Source organism: Haemophilus parahaemolyticus (assembly GCF_018373095.1).
GTDB classification, from domain to species: domain Bacteria; phylum Pseudomonadota; class Gammaproteobacteria; order Enterobacterales; family Pasteurellaceae; genus Haemophilus_A; species Haemophilus_A parahaemolyticus_A.
Genome location: NZ_JAHAHT010000004.1, coordinates 14,444 through 34,334, shown reverse-complemented (window position 1 = coordinate 34,334; position 19,891 = coordinate 14,444). Strand labels below are relative to the sequence as shown.

The following is a 19,891-nucleotide window of genomic DNA, read 5'->3' as shown; positions in this document are numbered from 1 at the left end:
ATTGTGTCCAAGTGCGGTTAAATTTCAAAGTTTTTTGCAAATCCCCTTCAAAATCTGCCTGCTTGTTTTTATCTAAACTCAGCGGTTTTATCTAACAAAAACACAATCGTAGACTATACTTTTTTAATGGATATTTGAAAGTAGAAAGGTCATCTGAAAGATTTAGGTTCAGACGACCTGTATGTTACTAATTCAATTCAGGCAAAATAGATTTAATAACTTGTAATAGACTATTATTGGTAGATCTCATCTGACGCATTAACCAGTCTTTAAAATTAGATTTACTAGTACCCGCTAATATTGAAGCCGTTTTTGCCAGTAAACCTTTATTTTCATAAATACATAGCAATCCATCTATATCTTCATTATTAATACATGCTTGAATTTCATTTCTCATTTCAGAAATCCATTCATTGATTTTAGAATTGGTTAAATTTGATAACTCTGAAATGAGTTTATCTTTCATTTTATTACTATTCTGCACATCTGATAAATCAATTTTTTTCAGAAAATTATCAATTCGTCTATGAATTCTCTTAACAACAAACTCCTCAAGTTTATCATCAGATAACTCTTTTTTTATATAATCAAGCAAACTAGCTTTAAATTGTTCTTTTTTATTAATTAATTCATCACCAGCAAAACCTTCTATTTCCAATACTTTATGTGCTACAGATGAAAGACTAAATATATTTTCAATTTCAGAACATGGTAGTACTTTGATACCTTGTTCTTCCAACTCTTGTATTTGAGAGCTGTCGCGTGTATCTCGATCTACAATCCCTGCACACTTTATATTTAATATAGGCATATCTTCATTTAATTTTCGTAATGATGAAACAGCCTGAATAACATCTTTGCAAGATCCTTTAGGTATAACTGTCCATTCAGGATAACAAAGGCGATAGGTTTCCATATCTAAACTTGTTTTGTCTCCTTCTACAAATAGAATGGGTTTTCTGCTACCTAAAATCAAAGTGATCGTTTGCTCATCAAGTTCGCTATCTGGAATTTCTGAAATATCCCAAGCAGGATCAGAATAATAATTACGAACCACATATTTTTTCGCGACTCTCGTTGCTGCAAATTCAATATCATGCGTAATCATCAAAAAAGAGCAATCAGGACGTAATTTTTCAATTTCATCCCATAAATTAGAAATGATTGATTTATGAATATGTAATTCTGGTTCATCAAAAATTAAGATAGAATCTTCATTTGCGGAAAGTACTTGCCCTAAAATATAAAAAACCGCTCGCTCCCCATCGCTCATCTCTGAAGCAGAATAATCAGCGCTTTCAATACTGGTAGAAGACACTCTTATATTATCTGCCGTTATATGTAATTTTTTAAGCGGTAATAATCGTTCCCATACTTCTTGTAAAATGTCTAATTTAGTTTTGCTATTGGTAATTTCTTCACCACGATTGCGTTTTTGGTGATTTTCAACAGCAAGATTATTTTGTTGAGCAAATAAATATTGCAGAAGACGGTCAAAATCATTAAGTAAACTAGTAGGAGCTTTATTTCCCCATCTTTCACTTTTTCTAGTAGAAATGGAGACTGTATCCCATGTGGCACCATAGATTAATGCTTTCTTAGCTTTTGATTCTGGGATTTTATTTACATCAGGATTTAAGTTTAACGCTCTATGCGCTGCAATTCGATGCGCTTTTTCGCCTAACTGTTCTTCTAAAAATACGGCGAGACGAGTTTTTCCTGAACCGTTTGCACCAATAATAATTGTTGTTTTTCCAGCTTCTAGAGTTAATTCTAAATTTGAATTGTCTTTTCTGGGGATATTTACATTACACATCATTTTTCCTTTTTTAAACTAAGATGGAATCTGTAATTAGATTTGTTTAAATAGAACAAGCATACAACGGCACATTCACCAGCCAATCCTGTTCCCAATAATTCGCCATTGAAAGTCATTGCTTATTCAAGTACAAACTATTCTACATAATATACTCAATATAAAAAAGGTGAGCCAAAATGCTCACCTTCTAAACGAATATTTCTCAATTATCAATTAACCAAATACTTTTTCTAAATGTGCTTGGTAGTCCGCTAAGTATTGTTCCACTTGCGGATTTTTAATCACATCGTTACATAAGAATGTCGGCAGACGGGTCAAGCCGATGAATTCGTTGAGTTTGTGGAAGTGCATATACAACGCATCCACGCCTTTGCCTTCGAAGAAGTCACCTTCGCGGGTGAACGCTTCAATCGGTGCATTCCAAGTCAATGAAAGCATATGTTTTTTGCCTTGTAACAAACCGCCTGTGCCATAGCCTTCAGTCGGACTGACGCTGTGTCTGCCATCGCTGTGATATAACTTGCCGTGTCCGCTGGTTAATACTTCGTCTATGTATTTTTTTACTGTCCAAGGCTCGTGCATCCACCAACCTGGCATCTGCCAAATTACGGCATCCATCCACAAGAATTTTTCGATTTCTGCTTCAACATCATAGCCAGCATCGATCACAGTTTCTTTTACATTGTGTCCAAGTGCGGTCAAAACTTCTTTTGCTTTTTTATGAAGCGTGTGGTTTAACTCGCCGTGAGAATGACCAAACGCCTTACCACCGTCTAATAATAAAATATTCATCTTTTGCTCCTAAAACAAATAATTATAAAAATGGGGCTGCAATTATGCCTTTTTACGTTAATTTTTAAAAGTATATTTGCTTGCCATGCTATTTGAGACTATAAGGTATGCTAACTATTGCAACTAAGCCGTAGCATCAATATTCATTATTTTCCTTCAACCAAACAAGCCTTTTCAATCAGCTCCCTGATCCAGCAATACGCAGGATCTTTATGTGTCCGTTCGTGCCAAATCAATGTTTTGGTGAAACCTTGAATTTTAAGAGGGGGCTCAAAGCGTTTGAGATTATCTAAGTGAGTAATCAAGCGCTCAGGCACAACCGCCAGTAAATCGCTTTGCTCCAACAATTCAGGCAAAACAATAAAGTTTTGCACCGACAGGCTGACATTTCTTTGTAGTCCCATCGCTTGCAGGGCATTGTCGGTAACACCGCTGAAGCTGCCGCCATGATAGGAAATCAAGGCTTGCTCTAACTGGCAAAACTGCTCAAGGGTCAGTTGGGATTGTTGGGCTATGGGGTGATCGTGTCGAACGGCACAGATATAGCGTTCATCATACAAATTTTTTGCGTGAATATCTGGTGCTTGGAAGTCCGGCGTGACTAACGCAAAGTCAATTTGTCGCTGTTCCAGCTGATTTTGTACGAGGCTTTCGTTAATCGCCAGCACCGCTACTTTGATTTTTGGTGCTTGGATTTTCAGCAAATGCAGAAACGGTACAATCACGGCGCGCATTGCGTAATCGGTACAGGCGATGCATACGGTTAATTCCGCTGTGGTCGGATCAAACTGTAGCGGCTGTAATAACTGTTCTACTTCATGCAGTACCTTTTTCACTTGCGGAGCAAGTTCCAATGCCCGATTGGTTGGCACTACGCCCCGTTGCACTCGCACAAACAACGGATCATCAAAACTGTCGCGCAATCTTGTCAATATACCACTCATTGCCGGCTGCGTAATCGCCAAACGCTCGGCGGCTTTACTCACGTTACGCTCGTCCATCAATACCGAAAAGGCTTTCAATAAGTTCAAATCAAGAGTTTGTAAGGATTTCATTTTTAGCTCGCTTTATTCTTCTAATATCATTTTATCTGATATCAACCATTTATAACAGTGATTTAACTTATATCTTATTCATCCCTATAATGCCTCCATAGCAAAATGCGACTAACCATTAACTAAGAGGACTTTATTATGAAAACTTATTCACAACCAGCAATCATTTGGCCAGAAAAATATACGCCGGGCGAAACCGACAACTACGTTTCTAATGAAGTGATTGTAAAAGGCTTAAGCGTGGCGAATGTGCTGCCTTATTTAGCGGATACCAAAGCATGGGGCACTTATTATCACAATGCGGAAAATATAGTGGTAGGCGATGGTTCAACCACTCAACTTTCAGCAGGTGCTAACTTTGTTTTTGATACGTTTGGTTTCCACGTGACTTGTAAAGTAGAAGAATTTGATATCAGCAAAGATGACAATCTCGTTCGCCTTGCATGGTCTGGCACCTTTGGTAAAGGCGAAGATTTCAGCGATGTGTATCACGCTTGGATTTTAGAAAACCTACCGAATAACCGCGTGCGTGTATTAACCGAAGAAAGCCAAATCGGCAAACTCGCCAAAGGATTAGCAGAAACCGTGCCCAATCCAATGGTCAACGGCCATCAAGCATGGTTGGACGGTTTAACAAAAGCAGCGAAAAATAAAGCGGCTTATTAAAAGTGATCTGCACCCCAAAAGTTGGACTAAATAACCAACTAAGGTGTAGATTTTTATGACCAAATACAATTTTCTTTTCAAACAACAAGTCATTGAGTTTTAGCCTTAAAGCCACTTAAAAATAGATATCTGAACATCAATGGATACAACCTTTTTCATCGCTATTCAGGTGTTTTAGTCCTGATAGATTCTAAAATAGATAAGGTTGTTAGCTATCATTTAGACAGTTTTATCTATTACACCTCTATCAATGCCAATTTACTTTAGATTACTTTAACCGAATAATATGCTTATTTGTTGCAATATTCGCTGAAACCCAACCAATAAAAATACATATCACGATAATCAAAAAGATTTCACTAAAATCCAAGCCTGTTAGCTCAAATTTCACGGTGAACATATCTGTCACATATTTTACGATACCCACTAAATAGCTAATAATGGCTGAGCTAAATAAGATTGCTAATAAACTGCCTAAAAAGCCGTAAATCATTCCCTTGTATAAAAATGGGCGGGCAATGAAATGGTCGGTTGCACCTAAAAGCTGTTGCACTTCAATGGAAGCTCGGTTGTTAGCAACATCAGTACGTACCATATTGCCAATCACTAAAAAGACAGCAATCATCATCAATAAAGTGCAAAGCGTGCTAATGCGTGCGAAAAGCCATGTTAAAGCGGTTAATTTTTCTAACCAGCCATTATCTAAACGTACTTCCTGTACCCCTTTGATGTTTTGCAAACCGCTGCGTAGTGCTAGCATTTCATCGTTATTAGCAAAGTTTTTTTTCGGTTTAAGTACCACCACTGCAGGGAGCGGGTTATCTTCGATAATATCCAAAGCTTCAGTAAAACCAGACCACGTTTGGAAATCATCTAAGCTCTGTTGGCGTGAGATAAAATTCAGATGTTCAATTTTATCTGTTTCAAATTGACGAATTTTTTCCACCACAATATTGGCTTCGTTATCCGATAGATTTTTATTGAGATAAATAGTCAATTCAGGCTCGGGGTAAAATTCCGTTGCAGCGTGATTGACATTTTTCCATAAAAGATAGCTGACTGTTGGAATAGTAAGCGAAGCTGCAATGACCAACACGGTTAAGAACGTGCTCAGTTTTCGTTGTATTAAATCCTGCCAAACCGTTCGCAAAATATAACGAGTTTGTGCACCTAATCGCGTATTCAATAAAGAAGCCATTTCCAATCCTTTTGCTTAATGCGTTTGTAGATGCCCTTGTTCTAACACAAGGCAAGGTTTGGGACGTTTTACAATGATGCTAGTATCGTGAGTCGCAATAATTACCGTTGTGCCTTGCTGATTAAACTCTTCAAACAGACGGAAAATCTCAAATGAGAGCTTTTCATCTAAATTCCCCGTTGGTTCATCAGCAAGTAGTAAGATTGGACGATGTACAATTGCGCGAGCAATATCTACTCGTTGTTGTTCCCCACCAGAAAGGTGGTGGGGAAAATAGTTTTCCTTTCCTGCTAATCCCACACGAGCAAGAGCTAATCTTGCTTCTCGCTCAACAATTTGTTGATTCATTCCTTGAATAATCAAAGGTAATGCCACGTTATCTAAAATGCGTCTATCTGTTAGGAGGCGATAATCTTGATGCACCATTCCAATTTGACGACGTAAAAACGGCAATTCGTGCGAGGCAAGGCGGGTAATATCGTAGCCGTTAAACTCAATATTACCTCCATTAACACGCTCAATGCCCATAATTAGTTTCAATAACGTACTTTTCCCTGCACCAGAATGCCCCGTGAGATACGCCATTCCGCCTTTTGGAATATGAAAGCTGATACCTTGCAGTGCCGCTTTATTTCCTTTATAAACTTTATTGACATTACTAAATTTGATCATTGTTTTGCCTTTATTTCGTTTTTATATTGTGCAACTATTTTTCTTCTTCGTGACTAAACAGGGCTTCGATAAACTCTTCCGAATTAAACGGACGCAAATCGTCAATTTTCTCACCTACCCCGATAAAACGAATTGGAATATTAAATTGATCCGCAATAGCAAAAATAACGCCTCCTTTTGCTGTTCCATCTAATTTAGTAAGCGTAATACCTGTTAAGCCCACCGCTTCATTAAAGAGTTTTGCTTGGCTAATCGCATTTTGCCCCGTGCTCGCATCTAACGTTAGCATAATTTCGTGCGGCGCAGTTTCATCATATTTTTTTATCACACGTACAATTTTTTTCAATTCATCCATCAAGTGATTTTTATTTTGTAAACGCCCCGCAGTATCAGCAATCAACACATCAATATTTCTTGCAGAAGCAGATTGCATCGCATCAAAAATCACCGACGCTGAATCTGAACCACTAGATTGTGCAATCACAGGAATATGGTTACGCTCACCCCAAACTTGAAGTTGTTCAACCGCTGCAGCTCGGAAAGTATCGCCCGCAGCAAGCATTACAGATTTTCCTTCCTCTTGGAATTTTTTCGCTAATTTACCGATCGTAGTCGTTTTACCTACTCCATTCACCCCAACCATCAAAATCACATATGGTTTTTTAGTTGTATCAATTTCAAGTGGTTGAGCCACTGGCTTTAGCACATCGGCAAGCTCAAGTTTTAATTGCTGATAAAGTAATTCAGCATCTTTAAGTTGTTGTTTGGTCGCGTGTTGAGTTAAGCTATTGATAATTTTGGTTGTGGTAGGCATACCAAGATCCGCTATCAACAGCTGTTCTTCTAACTCTTCAAACAGATCATCATCAATTTTTTTGCCGCGGAAGAAGTTTAAAAAACCAGAACCAATATTTTGTTTCGTTTTAATCAGCCCTTGAATTAAACGACTAAAAAAGCCTGTTTTATTAGTGGGCTTTTCTTGATATTCATCTTGGATTTCTTCTTTAACATCTTCCGCTTCTTCAATATTTTCAACGGTCTCACAAGCCTCCTCGACTGACTCTACGACTTCTTCAGCAATAGGCTCTGCAATTTTCTCTGAAATTTCAACCGCTTGTGGTTCTTTACGAATCTTGTGATGAGCTGTATCTACAATCGCCACGCTCTCTTCTTTTTCTTCTTCAAAAGATTGTTCGATTTTCTCTTCTAACTCATCAATGATATGCTCAGCAACATCCAGTTTCTCTTCAACAAAATGTTTCGCTTCATCTAATTTCTGCTCGATAAATTCGCTGACTGTTTCGTATTTTTCTACTGGTGTTTCTTCACGCTCTTGTTTTTCTTCTACAAGCGGTGCATTTTTTTCCATGTTTTGCGAATCTAACTCAACAGCTTGTCCTTGCTGAGTTTGCTCTTCAATATTTTCTTTTTTACCAAAGCCCAGCCAAGACCAAAAACCTTTTTTCTTTTCCGACATAATCTATTCCAAAATAAATACTAAAAGTACGTTAAGTGTACCAAAAAAATGATTTTATGAGTATGAAAAAGATAAAAGAGGCTAGAACCTTTGATATCGCTCAAGCCTCTGATTTTATTTACACCGAAAATGGATACTGAATACTCGGGTGGTATTCATAGCCTTCTACGTTGAAATCATCAAGCGTAACCCACGTTTCTAAATCTTCGAGTGATTTAATATCTGGATTAATAATCAACTTCGGTGCAGAAAGTGGTTCTCGTTTAAGTTGCACATCACGCATTAATTCGAGCTGATCTTCGTAAATATGTGCATTCACAATTTTGTGGAATGCTTGTCCTGCTTCATGTCCTGTAATTTGTGCCATCAATGCAAGGAAAGTGTAGCATTGGATCATATTCCAGTTTAATCCAAGTGGCACGTCAGCAGAACGTTGTGTACTATTTAAGTAGAGTTTGCCATCTAAAAGTGAGAAGTGATGGCTATGTAGGCAAGGACGTAGGCAACCTAACTCAAACGCACCAGGATGATAGAAAGTATAAATTTCGCCACGATTATCAATACCGCGTTTTAAATCATCGACAATTTGATGAAGCAGATCGACAGAACCGCCATTAGGTTTTGGGAAGTTACGTCCAATTGCTCCATAAACTAATCCCATATCATCTTCGCCTTTTCGATACGGGTTATTAAGCCAAGCTGTATTTTCGTTAGCATTGGCATCCCAAGATTTTGTGCCTAAGGCTCGGAAATCAGCAGCATTACTGTAACCACGAATATAGCCTAATAGCTCAGCAATAGCCGCTTTCCAGAAGCTACGGCGAGTAGTGACAAGAGGAAATTCGCCATTTTCAACATTGTAGGTTAAATCAGCATTAATTACTGTTAAACAACGCTTACCAGTACGTTCATTGGCTACCCATTTGCCTTCATTCACGATACGATTACACAAATCAAGATACTGTTTCATTCAATCCTCAAGCAAAAATATTTTATTTCGGGTAGAATTGTATCAGTTTTAATATTTCCAAAAAAGAAATCAGGAGTAAAAATGAAAAACCTTATAAAAATCTTTTTAATTTGCACAGTTGGTTTCCTTGCCGCTTGTTCCAATCAAAATACGACATTACCACGTTTAAGTGAAACTGAACTAGACCAAAAATCTTATGCCATTGCTTATAGCGTAACGGGTCAAACCTACAAAGACCGCGTGACTAAAGATTACAATATCCCACAATTTACTCAAGGCGTAACGAATTGGTATTACAACCGTGTGCCAATGCCGATTGAGCAAATTCAAGCCTTAACCATCAACCGTTTAGTCGATCACAAAGAATATGCCTATAATAGCGGTGTGCTTTTTGCCGATGCTTTCCAACAAAAAGTGAATTATCTTGATCCAAGTTGTTGGGGCTTGCTGCATAAGCCAAGTATGATCCAAGGAATTAATGATGCAATGCACGATTTACAAAAAAGAAATCAAGTTCGTGATGATGAATATATCCGCAATGGTTCAGATCAAATTATTCAATTATGTGTAAAAACCATTGTTTATGATGAAAAACAGCCGAAAGTAGAGATTAAAAATGAAAAAAATCAAGATAAAAAGTAATAGAGCTGTACTCAATAACGACTAAAAATCCCATTTTAGTTAAAATAACCCAATGGAAAAAAGTCGCTTAAGCCAGCATAAACAAAATAAACTTATTGAACTGTTTATTTCTAGCACAGCCCTAAAATAATTCTAAGTATAGAAACTTGATTATTCTTATGTTTTATTACTATTTTAATGCCACTCTTGTACACAAAAATTATCAAAATTTGATTGAACAACTTTTCACTTGTAAAAATTTTGAAAAATCTGACCGCTTACTTGGGTTCTCAAAAGGTCGAGGCATCACATGGTTTTTGCATACTCAATCAGAATTAGGTGTAAACAGCGTGTTACGCCATTATCGAAGAGGTGGCTTATTTGGAAAAATAATCAAAGATCACTACTTTTTCAGTGGTATTGAACATACTAGGGCTTTTCAAGAATTTAGCTTACTAGAAAAAATGCACGCATGGGGACTACCAGTTCCTCGTCCAATTTCTATTCAAATTGAGAAAAAATTTCTCTGTTATCGTGCTGATATTATGATTGAAAAAATTGAAAATACTCACGATTTAAGTCAAATTTTACAAAAACAAATGCTAAGTGAAGCACAATATCAGCAAATAGGAAAATTGATTCGCCACTTACACGATCACCAAGTACACCATACTGATCTTAATATTCACAATATTCTACAAGATACAAGCGGTCAATTTTGGTTAATAGATTTCGACAAATGCTATATTCAGCAAAGAGATAGCTGGAAACAAAGCAATTTAAACCGCTTGTTAAGATCATTTAACAAAGAGAAAAGTCGGCTAAATATTCGCTTTAGTGAACAAAATTGGCAAGCTTTGATGAATGGATATCAAAATAAATAACCTGAAAAGATCATTAGAAATAATAATTTTTTTGTGCTATTCTCAAACTCTACCTAATAGGTAGATTCTTTTAATCTTTTTTCAAATAAGGATATTTAATGAAAATTAGTGCAAGAAATCAATTAAAAGGAAAAATCGTTTCAATCGAAACTGGTTCTGTAAACGCAATTGTACACATTGATATAGGTGGTAGTAATGTAATTACTTCAACTATCTCTATCTCTGCAGTAAAAGAATTGGGTTTAGAAGTAGGCAAAGAAGCGTATGCAATTATTAAAGCAACTTCAGTAATGGTTGGTATAGAATAAATTGTTTTCGTATAAAAAAACTGGCATATAGGACAAAATAGTTGGTAAGAATTATAGTTAAATAATCCTTACCAGCTTTTTTATTCTATCTAATTTTACTCACATTTTTGTAATGTAAAATTATATGATGATTAGATATATTCCACATCAATAATATCAAACTCAACCTTACCACCTGGGGTAGTAATGGTTACAGAATCATCAACCTCTTTGCCTACTAAACCACGAGCGATAGGCGAATTAACTGAAATTAAGCCTTCTTTAATATTCGCTTCATCATCACCTACAATACGATAAGTCACCTCTTCATCGGTTTCAATATTAGTTAATGTTACCGTTGCACCAAAAATGACTTTACCATTATTTTGCATTTTGGTCACATCAATAATTTGGGCACTGCCTAATTTACCTTCAATTTCTTGAATACGACCTTCACAGAAACCTTGCTGTTCGCGAGCAGCGTGATATTCCGCATTTTCTTTTAAATCACCGTGTTCACGAGCTTCAGCAATGGCAGCAATAATTTGTGGACGGCGTACATTTTTGAGGAAATCTAACTCTTCTCGTAATTGCTCTGCACCACGTACCGTCATTGGAATTTGTTTCATGCTCTACCTCTTAGCATTTCTCATAAAATAAAGGCGTTATTATTCAATTTCTTGGCAAAAATAGCAATAGGTGATTGCAAGCGGTCAAATTTTTGCCCTTGCCTACTACTTATTAAGAGGTAATTGACTTGTAGTAAATCAAACCAATCTCTGTAATTATTTGCGCCGCTTCCGCCTATTCGCTAGAATGCACAGAATTTTCTTTTATTTTTTATTGTGGGACACATTGTAGATAAGAATGACTATTCTAGCATTAGGTATTAACCATAAAACTGCTTCAGTGAATTTGCGTGGAAAGGTAGCGTTTGATGAACAAAAACGCCAACTTGCTTTAATGCAGGTTCAACAACAGAATTTGGCTGAGAGCGTAGTTATTCTTTCCACTTGTAACCGAACCGAACTCTATTTCCACAATTCTGAAATTACCCCTCAAGAAGAGAGCAAAGAGAACCAAGCGTGGCGTGAACGTTGCTTTGAATGGTTTGCTAACATTCATCAGCTTGAACATACCGAACTTCGCGAATGTCTGTATTTCAAACAAAATATGCAAGCCGCACAGCATTTAATGCGAGTCGCTTGTGGCTTAGACTCGCTCATTTTAGGTGAGCCGCAAATTTTGGGGCAAGTAAAACAAGCCTATCACGCTAGCGAAGATTTTTATCAAACAAGCGGTGGGATTTCCACAAAACTTTCCCGATTGTTCCAACGTACATTTGCAACAGCAAAACGCGTGCGAACTGAGACGGATATTGGTGCAAGTGCCGTTTCTGTTGCTTATGCTGCCTGTGGTTTGGCTCGCCAAATTTTCGATAATTTCGGCAAATTACGTTTTTTATTAGTCGGAGCGGGAGAAACAATTGAACTTGTTGCGCGTTATTTAATCCAGCACGGTGCAAAAAATATAATGATTGCCAACCGTACGGCTCAACGTGCAGAACAGCTTTCAGAGAAGCTTGAAACGCCGATGCAGATTTTATCGCTAAGTGCATTGCAAATTGGTTTGAATCAGGCTGATGTGGTCATTAGCTCAACGGGTAGCCCAGATACACTAATTACACAATCGATGGTAAAAGAGGCACAAAAAAATCGCCAGTTCGATCCAATGCTTTTGATTGATATTGCCGTGCCGCGTGATATTGATGAAAAAGCGGGCGATGTAGATGCTGTTTATTCTTATAGCGTAGATGATTTACAAAATATTATTCAACGCAATCTTGCCCAACGCCAACAAGCGGCAGAGCAAGCGGCTAAAATTGTCGATGAAGAGTGCAAAGCCTTTTTTGAATGGTTAAAACAACAACAATCAAGTGACTTAATCAAACGTTATCGCCAAGATGCGGAAGCATTACGCCAAGAGCTACTTGCAAAAGCGATTCAAGATTTAACTTTAGGGCGAGACAGCGAAAAAGTGCTTCACGATTTAAGCTATAAATTAACTAATCACCTCCTTCACGCCCCAACACAAGCCTTACAAGAGATGGCGAAAAAAGGTAATTCACAAGGGTTACAGAGTTTTTCGAGAGCGTTGAAGTTATCATAAGTCATACTGAAAAACAAAACCTAGTAGACATATATTATGCTCTTCCTGCCCGCCCCAACACGCCAGATGAAATACCCATCATCTCATTCGCTTCTAACCAGCGGTCAAGATAACCTGTTTTGAATAAAGTTTTGTTGTTAGCATCGGAATAAATCCACATATTCTGTAAAATTTCTTGTTGTAACTGTTCGCTATTCCAAGTAGAACAACCTAAGCAAACAATAAAGTGTTCAGGGGCATCAGGCGTACCCAAAGTATCTAGCACATCACCTGATGTCGTGAGCATAATATCATCAGTTACTTTGTAAGAGTGCAAGAAAGATTGGGCGGTTTTAGTATGGATAATAAAACCACGCTCTTGACTTACAGGACCACCACTTAAGACCATCTGATCTTTTTTATAATCACGCTGATTTGCCATTTGGAAATCCATTCTAGTGAGCAATTCCAATACAGATAAATCGGTTGGCATATTGATGATTAATCCCATGGCTCCGTTGTTATTGTGTTCACAAATATAAACAACGGCACGATCAAAATAAGGATCGTCCATATCTGGGGTTGCAATTAAAAATTTACCTTGTAAGTTTTCTAACATTTTATTCTTCAATCGATTAAATTCTTAGACTAATCCCTCCTCAAGTCCTTCGACAGGCTCAGGAACCGTCTCTGTTGTATTTGTTTAAATATCACCAAAGCAGACTTGCAAAGCGGTAATTGCCGCAAGGGATGCTGTTTCTGTACGTAATATTCGTTTGCCTAACAGCACTTCGGTAAAGCCTTTCTGTTCAGTCATTACGATCTCTTCGGAAGAAAGCCCGCCTTCAGAACCAATCAGCAATCGCACGCCCTCTTTCGGCATATTCGGCAATTGACGAATGTTATATTGAGCTCTTGGATGTAAATTCAACTTAAGCATTCCATCTTGCTCTTTGCACCAATCAGTAAGTTTCATCATCGGGCGAATTTCTGGAATCTCATTACGTCCGCACTGCTCACAAGCCGCAATCGCAATTTTCTGCCATTGTTGTAATTTTTTATCTTGGCGTTCTTCGTTTAATTTTACACCACAACGCTCCGACCAAAGTGGAGTAATGGTTTTCACGCCTAATTCTACGGATTTCTGAATGGTAAATTCCATTCGATCACCACGTGAAATCACTTGCCCTAAATGAATATGCAAAGGCGATTCGCGATCATCTAATTCGCTAGAGTGAATTTTTGCAATAATTTGTTTTTTTTCGACCGCTTGTAACGTGGCGTGAAAGATATGGTTAGATCCATCAAATAAAATAATGGCATCGCCCTCATTCATTCTCAATACACGCCCAACGTGGTTGGTGGCATCTTCGCTTAGAATACAGCTTGCTTGGTCAGCTAATGATGAAGGATGATAAATTCTTGGGATTCGCATAATTTTGTAGAGGCAAATAATATTTGCCCTATTGTGAAGATAATCTGGTATGAAGCTATAGGGCGAGTGTAATTCGCCCCTACATGGGAGCAACATAGTTGCCACATAAAAACAATATTATTTATATTGATGAATCGCATTCGCCACTTCGTTATCGTTATAAATGGCGTTGATCACATCTTGATAGGCTTGGTTTAAGATTTTTTGAATGTCTTTATTGTCTGCTCCCAACGCACCTTCATAACCACGGGTAGCATTAAAGGATTTATTGAAGTTACCTTTTGCACCTTGCACGGTAATATCAACATTTACTTCCGCATTAGTTTTATGGCGAAGATTGCCTTGTTCAACCGTTGCGAAGAAACGTTTTACATTCACAGTTACGTTCGCATTAGCAGCACCTTGCACTAATTGGAAACCTTTTGCATTTAAATCTTGCTGTACCGCTTGTTGTAAAAGTTGCACTACTTCAGGGCTTGAAGTTAAACGGATCACCTCGCCATTTTTGGTGTAAGAAGAAACTTCGCGTGAAGTACGTAAATCGCGCGTATTTACGCTCACTGCAGCGGTTTGGTTATTGGTATTAAAAGTTGACGTTGGAGATGGCGTATTAAATACCAAGACATTAGATTGTGCTTGGCAGCCTACAAGCACAGCTGAGGTTAATGCTGTTACTAAAAAGAGAGCTTTTTTAGAGAATTTCATAGTGTTTCCTTAAAATTAAATTAACTAAGAGGTGTTGTTTGTTGTGTAAAAATCTCAATTTGAGATATAGATTATTAATTGCAACGAAGGCTAAAGTCAAGTCTATTACACAACCATATGACTGCTCAATATAGAACAAATTGTAAAACGAATGAATCAAACATCTCTTCTTTGGTTATGCTAAAATATACTAGTAATTTTAGCATATTTAGACAATTTATTATGATTTTTTTTACAGATTTAATTTTAAAACGCGGTTTAAATACTCTTTTAGAAAACACTTCCGCCACTATCCACACGGGTCAAAAAGTTGGGCTTGTGGGAAAAAATGGTTGCGGTAAATCTTCACTTTTTGCCCTTTTAAAAAATGAATTACAACCAGAAGGCGGTGAAGTTAGCTTGCCGAAAAACTGGGCAATTTCATGGGTAAACCAAGAAACGCCTGCGTTAGATATTTCCGCAATCGATTATGTCATTCAAGGTGATCGCGAATACACACAATTAATGGTACAGCTTGAACAAGCCAACCACGATAACGATGGTCATTTAATCGCTACCACACACGCCCAATTAGATACTATTGATGCGTGGACAATTCAATCTCGTGCAGCAACATTATTAAATGGCCTAGGTTTTAGCACCGAACAACTCAATTTTCCTGTGAAATCTTTTTCGGGCGGTTGGCGTATGCGTTTAAACTTAGCACAAGCGTTGATTTGTCGTTCAGATTTACTCCTTCTCGATGAACCGACTAACCACTTAGATTTGGATGCCGTCATTTGGCTAGAACGCTGGCTCGCCAATTACCGTGGCACGCTCATACTCATTTCCCATGACCGAGATTTTCTTGATCCAATCATCGACCGCGTTATTCATATTGAGCACCAAAAATTGAATGAATACACAGGTAATTACACCTCGTTTGAAATTCAGCGTGCGACTAAAATCAGTCAACAAAATGCGGCTTATCAGCAACAGCAACGCAAGGTAGCTCATTTACAAAGTTTTATCGACCGCTTCAAAGCAAAAGCAACCAAAGCCAAACAGGCTCAAAGCCGTATTAAAGCCTTGGAAAAAATGGAACTGATTGCTCCAGCCTATGCGGATTCCCCGTTTGAATTTGAGTTCCGTCCACCATTGAGCTTACCAAGCCCGCTATTGATGATGGAAAATGTTGAGGCGGGTTATGGCGATAAAACAGTGCTGAAATCAGTTAAACTTAACCTTGTACCAGGTTCTCGCATCGGGCTTTTGGGGCGAAACGGTGCGGGTAAATCCACACTGATTAAACTGCTGGCGGGGGAAATCGTAGCTCAGTCAGGGCAAGTGCAACTCGCAAAAGGCGTGCAGTTAGGCTACTTCGCACAGCATCAAGTCGATACGCTACGTTTTGATGAAAGCCCTCTCTGGCATCTGGAAAAGTTGGCTCCTGAAAAAACGGAACAGGAGTTACGCAATTATTTGGGGGGATTTGATTTCAAAGGTGATAAAGTGAAACAAGCGGTCGGATCTTTCTCAGGCGGTGAAAAAGCCCGCCTTGTACTTGCCTTGATTGTGTGGCAACGCCCGAATTTACTCTTATTGGACGAACCGACCAACCACCTTGATTTAGAAATGCGACAAGCCCTCACTGATGCATTAACCTATTATGAAGGCTCGCTCGTGGTAGTTTCGCACGATCGCCACTTATTACGTAGCACCGTGAACGAATTTTATTTAGTGCACGACCATAAAGTGGCGGAGTTTAAAGGCGATTTAGAAGATTATCAAAAATGGCTAAACGAACAAAATGCTCTTGCATTGGCTTCTGCAAAAAAAGAGGAAAATTTGACCGCTAGCAGCGAAGAAACGTCAAATGAAACTGTGAATGCAAGCGGTAATCTTTCAGCACAAGATCGCAAAGAGCAAAAACGCTTAGAGGCAGAACTTCGTCAACAAACCGCCCCACTTCGCAAGAAAATTACTCAACTTGAGAAAGAGCTAGAAAAGGCAACAGTAATGTTAAATAAGCTCGAAGAGCTACTCGCAACCAGTGAAATTTACGAAGCGGAAAATAAAGCACAACTGACAGAAACGCTTGCCAAACAGATCTCTGCAAAACAGAAAGTAGAAGAGATTGAGCTAGAATGGCTAGAGATGCAGGAAGCGTTGGAAGGAATATTGAATAACTAACATAAGATTGCTTTGATAAAATCAATCAAAATATATACTAAATAACTTTTGTTTTTCATCGTAAAATCAACCGCTTATTAGCGTATTTAAGGAAACTAAAATGGAACAATATAAACACAACTTTATTAAATTTGCTCTCAGCCGTCAGGTACTTAAATTTGGTGAATTTACCTTAAAATCAGGTAGAAAAAGTCCATATTTTTTCAATGCAGGCTTATTTAATACAGGTTATGACTTGGCAAAATTAGGTGAGTTTTATGCTCAAGCAATCCAGTTTTCCCAATTAGACTATGATGTTTTATTTGGACCTGCTTATAAAGGTATTCCGATTGCAACAACAGTCGCTGTTGCACTCGCTAACCATTTTAATATTGATAAACCTTGCTGCTTTAATCGCAAAGAAGCAAAAGATCACGGTGAGGGTGGAAATTTAATAGGTGCACCATTAAAAGGTAACATTTTATTAGTGGATGATGTTATTACTGCAGGTACAGCCATTCGCGAATCAATGGAAATTATCCAAGCAAATCAAGCAAAATTAGCGGGCGTATTAATTGCATTAAATCGAAAAGAAAAAGGCAAAGGTGAGCTTTCAGCAATTCAAGAAGTAGAACGTGATTACGCTTGCCAAGTATTTTCTATTGTAGATTTTGATGATCTTGTACAATTTATTGAGAAATCACCTGAATATGCGCCATTTCTACCTGCAATGAAAGCTTATCGGGAACAATATGGAGTTTGTTAACCAATATCTTGCGGATCGATATCTATTGCAAGCTTAATAGAACTTGGCATCGTCCCCCGCTCTTGTTCAACATCAAACAAATCCAACAATTTTTGCAAAACCATTCGGGATGGATGTTGAATAAGCAATAACCAACGGTAATAACCTGCTTTTTTCGCGAGCGGTGCAGAAAATGGCTGACGGATTTGTAATCCCTGTAAGCCCAATTCATTGGATTTTATGGCAAAGAAATTCGCTAACTCTTGTAAAAACTGCACCGCTTGTTCACTGTTTTTGCTCGTTGCTTTAAAGAGCACTTGTGATGAAAAAGGCGGAAGCATCATCAATTGACGCATTTTGAGTGCTTCTTGAGCAAATTCAGTGTAGCCTTTTTCAACCAGACTTTTTAGCAAAGGATTGTCTGGATAGTGAGTTTGCAGTACAACTTCCCCCTGTTTTTCAGCTCGCCCAGCCCTCCCTGCAACTTGTAAATAAAGTTGAGCTAAACGCTCTTCGGCTCTAAAATCAGTTGAAAACAGTGCTGAATCCACGTTGATAATCGCCACCAAAGTGACATTCGGGAAGTGGTGTCCTTTAGCAAGCATTTGCGTACCAATCAAAATCTGGCTTTTACCTTCGCGAATCTCGTTAAGATGAGCTTCTAACGAGCCTCTGCGGGCAGTCGAGTCGCGGTCAATACGGCTAATTTTATAATCAGGGAATTGTTCGCTAAGTACTTGTTCAAGTTGTTCCGTGCCTAAGCCAGTTGTTACTAAATTGGTTGAACCGCAATGACCACATTGGCGAGGAATAATCCGTTGCGAAGAGCAGTGATGACAACGCAACACACGCTGTTTTTGATGGTACGTGTAGGGTTTATCGCAGGCCTCACATTCACACACCCAACCACATTCGTGGCAGAGCAACACAGGGGCGAAACCGCGGCGGTTCAAAAATAGCATCACTTGGTTGCCTTTAGCTAACTGCGATTTCATTTTAGCAAGCAGCTGCTCAGAAAGCCCTGCAGTAACACGTTGTGTTTTCAAATCAATTATCTGTTGTTTGACCTGCTGTGAATTGCCCGCCCGAGCGGTTAAAGTAAGCTCAGTAAACTTGCCTTTCTGTACATTTTGCACGCTTTCTAAACTTGGTGTGGCTGAACCTAAAATGATTGGAATCGCAAGATTTTTTGCTCGAATGACCGCTAAATCACGAGCGTGATAACGCCAGCCTTCTTGCTGTTTGAATGAACTATCGTGCTCTTCATCAATAATAATCAAGCCTAAATTTTCGAATTGGGTAAAAAGTGCCGAGCGCGTGCCAATCACAATTGCACTCTCACCATTTCTTGCACGAAGCCACGCATTCAGGCGTTCAGTTTCATTCATATTGGAATGCAGCACATCCATTTCCACATTAAAACGGGCTTTAAAACGCTGGATAGTTTGCGGTGTTAAACCAATTTCAGGCACAAGCACAAGCACCTGCTCGCCACGATTGAGCGAACGTTCAATCGCTTGCAAATAAACTTCAGTCTTACCCGAGCCTGTTACACCATTGAGTAAAAACGCCTCAAAACCGTTGCGAACGCTCAAACGGCTCACCACCAAGGTTTGCTGTTTGTTTAGCACCAAGCGATTTTGATTATTTACAAGCGGTCGATTTCCCAATCTTTCTCGCCAAGATTGCGATGTAAAGGGAATATTGATTTTTTCGATGAAGCCTTTTTCAATCAATCCTTTCCACGCAGACGAGCTGCAAGCGGTCGGTTTTTCGAAAAAGTTTGCGAATTGAACTAATTCATTAAGTAAATCCTGTTGCTTTTTCGCCCGCTTGAGTTCACCCAATTCAAGGGCGGAATGTCCGAGTTTAGACACAATAAAATAGTCTGGCTGAGCACGCTCGGTTGAATCACCTTGACGAAGTTTTACAGGTAACGCACTAGTCAATACTTCGCCGATTGGGGCATGGTAATAGCTTGAAGCCCAGTTGAGCAGTTTAAATATCTCTTCATCAAAAATTGGTTCTAAATCTAACACTGCTTTGATGGGTTTGAGTTTTTCGAAGGGAATGTCACTTGTTTCAGGAAAATCAATCACAATGCCGACTTTGGTTTGTGAACCAAAAGGCACAGATACTCTTGCCCCTTTTACTGCAGAGAAAAAATCAGGCAAAAGGTAGTCGAAATAGCGATTTAACGGTACGGGTAAAGCAACGCGGATTAGTTTCATAAGCTGATTTCATCGGCTCAAAAGGGAAAAGGCAA

Annotated in this window: 19 protein-coding genes; 7 read left to right on the top strand and 12 right to left on the bottom strand. The window is 38.5% G+C overall.

The annotated features are described in order from the left end of the window. Nucleotides 1-187 precede the first annotated feature (187 nt). From KH943_RS01240 to KH943_RS01230, 3 genes are all read right to left on the bottom strand, one after another. Nucleotides 188-1,819, bottom strand: coding sequence for an AAA family ATPase (locus tag KH943_RS01240; protein WP_304106526.1), 1,632 nt, complete (start codon nucleotides 1,817-1,819; stop codon nucleotides 188-190). A gap of 213 nt (nucleotides 1,820-2,032) precedes the next feature. Then, nucleotides 2,033-2,611: an NAD(P)H-dependent oxidoreductase gene (locus KH943_RS01235; protein ID WP_304106524.1), complete on the bottom strand. Its 579-nt coding sequence runs from the start codon at nucleotides 2,609-2,611 to the stop codon at nucleotides 2,033-2,035. Nucleotides 2,612-2,757: 146 nt separating this feature from the next. Continuing rightward, nucleotides 2,758-3,666, bottom strand: coding sequence for a LysR family transcriptional regulator (locus KH943_RS01230; protein ID WP_304106522.1), 909 nt, complete (start codon nucleotides 3,664-3,666; stop codon nucleotides 2,758-2,760). A 138-nt stretch (nucleotides 3,667-3,804) separates the two neighbouring features. Between KH943_RS01230 and KH943_RS01225 the strand changes: the two genes are divergently transcribed. Beyond that, entirely contained in the window at nucleotides 3,805-4,332 is a 528-nt protein-coding gene (locus KH943_RS01225; protein WP_304106520.1) for an SRPBCC domain-containing protein, read from the top strand. A gap of 268 nt (nucleotides 4,333-4,600) precedes the next feature. Here the strand turns inward: KH943_RS01225 and ftsX are convergent, their stop codons facing one another. From ftsX to KH943_RS01205, 4 genes are all read right to left on the bottom strand, one after another. After that, a complete protein-coding gene (gene ftsX / locus KH943_RS01220) occupies nucleotides 4,601-5,530 on the bottom strand; it encodes a permease-like cell division protein FtsX (RefSeq protein WP_304106518.1) in 930 nt (309 codons plus the stop codon). A gap of 15 nt (nucleotides 5,531-5,545) precedes the next feature. Next, the gene (ftsE, locus tag KH943_RS01215; RefSeq protein WP_304106516.1) at nucleotides 5,546-6,202 is read right to left on the bottom strand and encodes a cell division ATP-binding protein FtsE; all 657 of its coding nucleotides are present in this window, start codon (nucleotides 6,200-6,202) and stop codon (nucleotides 5,546-5,548) included. Nucleotides 6,203-6,236: 34 nt separating this feature from the next. Then, nucleotides 6,237-7,679 carry a signal recognition particle-docking protein FtsY gene (gene ftsY / locus KH943_RS01210; RefSeq protein WP_304106514.1) on the bottom strand — a complete coding sequence of 481 codons (1,443 nt, stop codon included), beginning with the start codon at nucleotides 7,677-7,679 and terminating at the stop codon, nucleotides 6,237-6,239. Between the two features lie 118 nt (nucleotides 7,680-7,797). Further along, a complete protein-coding gene (locus KH943_RS01205) occupies nucleotides 7,798-8,649 on the bottom strand; it encodes a thymidylate synthase (RefSeq protein ID WP_304106512.1) in 852 nt (283 codons plus the stop codon). A gap of 81 nt (nucleotides 8,650-8,730) precedes the next feature. On the opposite strand from KH943_RS01205, the gene KH943_RS01200 reads away from it, so the two are divergent. From KH943_RS01200 to KH943_RS01190, 3 genes are all read left to right on the top strand, one after another. Then, on the top strand, nucleotides 8,731-9,291 hold the full coding sequence (locus KH943_RS01200) for a hypothetical protein (RefSeq protein ID WP_304106511.1): 561 nt from the start codon (nucleotides 8,731-8,733) through the stop codon (nucleotides 9,289-9,291). 158 nt (nucleotides 9,292-9,449) lie between these two features. Continuing rightward, nucleotides 9,450-10,154 carry a 3-deoxy-D-manno-octulosonic acid kinase gene (locus tag KH943_RS01195; RefSeq protein ID WP_304106509.1) on the top strand — a complete coding sequence of 235 codons (705 nt, stop codon included), beginning with the start codon at nucleotides 9,450-9,452 and terminating at the stop codon, nucleotides 10,152-10,154. A gap of 98 nt (nucleotides 10,155-10,252) precedes the next feature. Beyond that, nucleotides 10,253-10,462: a TOBE domain-containing protein gene (locus tag KH943_RS01190; RefSeq protein ID WP_304106507.1), complete on the top strand. Its 210-nt coding sequence runs from the start codon at nucleotides 10,253-10,255 to the stop codon at nucleotides 10,460-10,462. A 131-nt stretch (nucleotides 10,463-10,593) separates the two neighbouring features. On the opposite strand, the gene greA is transcribed toward KH943_RS01190, so the two are convergent. Then, nucleotides 10,594-11,070 carry a transcription elongation factor GreA gene (gene greA, locus KH943_RS01185; RefSeq protein ID WP_304106505.1) on the bottom strand — a complete coding sequence of 159 codons (477 nt, stop codon included), beginning with the start codon at nucleotides 11,068-11,070 and terminating at the stop codon, nucleotides 10,594-10,596. Nucleotides 11,071-11,308: 238 nt separating this feature from the next. On the opposite strand from greA, the gene hemA reads away from it, so the two are divergent. Next, complete coding sequence (gene hemA / locus KH943_RS01180; RefSeq protein ID WP_304106503.1) at nucleotides 11,309-12,610, top strand: glutamyl-tRNA reductase; 1,302 nt, start codon at nucleotides 11,309-11,311, stop codon at nucleotides 12,608-12,610. A 34-nt stretch (nucleotides 12,611-12,644) separates the two neighbouring features. Here hemA and KH943_RS01175 read toward each other — a convergent pair whose 3' ends face one another. The 3 genes from KH943_RS01175 to KH943_RS01165 form a co-directional block, all read right to left on the bottom strand. Continuing rightward, the gene (locus tag KH943_RS01175; RefSeq protein ID WP_304106501.1) at nucleotides 12,645-13,208 is read right to left on the bottom strand and encodes a YqgE/AlgH family protein; all 564 of its coding nucleotides are present in this window, start codon (nucleotides 13,206-13,208) and stop codon (nucleotides 12,645-12,647) included. 84 nt (nucleotides 13,209-13,292) lie between these two features. Further along, on the bottom strand, nucleotides 13,293-14,024 hold the full coding sequence (gene rsmE, locus KH943_RS01170; RefSeq protein ID WP_304106499.1) for a 16S rRNA (uracil(1498)-N(3))-methyltransferase: 732 nt from the start codon (nucleotides 14,022-14,024) through the stop codon (nucleotides 13,293-13,295). A 117-nt stretch (nucleotides 14,025-14,141) separates the two neighbouring features. Further along, nucleotides 14,142-14,729 (bottom strand): YajG family lipoprotein, encoded by a 588-nt coding sequence (locus tag KH943_RS01165; RefSeq protein WP_304106498.1) that lies wholly within the window; start codon nucleotides 14,727-14,729, stop codon nucleotides 14,142-14,144. A gap of 222 nt (nucleotides 14,730-14,951) precedes the next feature. On the opposite strand from KH943_RS01165, the gene KH943_RS01160 reads away from it, so the two are divergent. Then, complete coding sequence (locus KH943_RS01160) at nucleotides 14,952-16,901, top strand: ABC transporter ATP-binding protein (RefSeq protein ID WP_304106496.1); 1,950 nt, start codon at nucleotides 14,952-14,954, stop codon at nucleotides 16,899-16,901. Nucleotides 16,902-17,001: 100 nt separating this feature from the next. Then, complete coding sequence (gene pyrE, locus KH943_RS01155; protein WP_304106494.1) at nucleotides 17,002-17,646, top strand: orotate phosphoribosyltransferase; 645 nt, start codon at nucleotides 17,002-17,004, stop codon at nucleotides 17,644-17,646. On the opposite strand, the gene priA is transcribed toward pyrE, so the two are convergent. Next, nucleotides 17,643-19,856: a primosomal protein N' gene (gene priA / locus KH943_RS01150; protein ID WP_304106492.1), complete on the bottom strand. Its 2,214-nt coding sequence runs from the start codon at nucleotides 19,854-19,856 to the stop codon at nucleotides 17,643-17,645. The genes pyrE and priA overlap by 4 nt on opposite strands. Nucleotides 19,857-19,891: the final 35 nt, after the last annotated feature.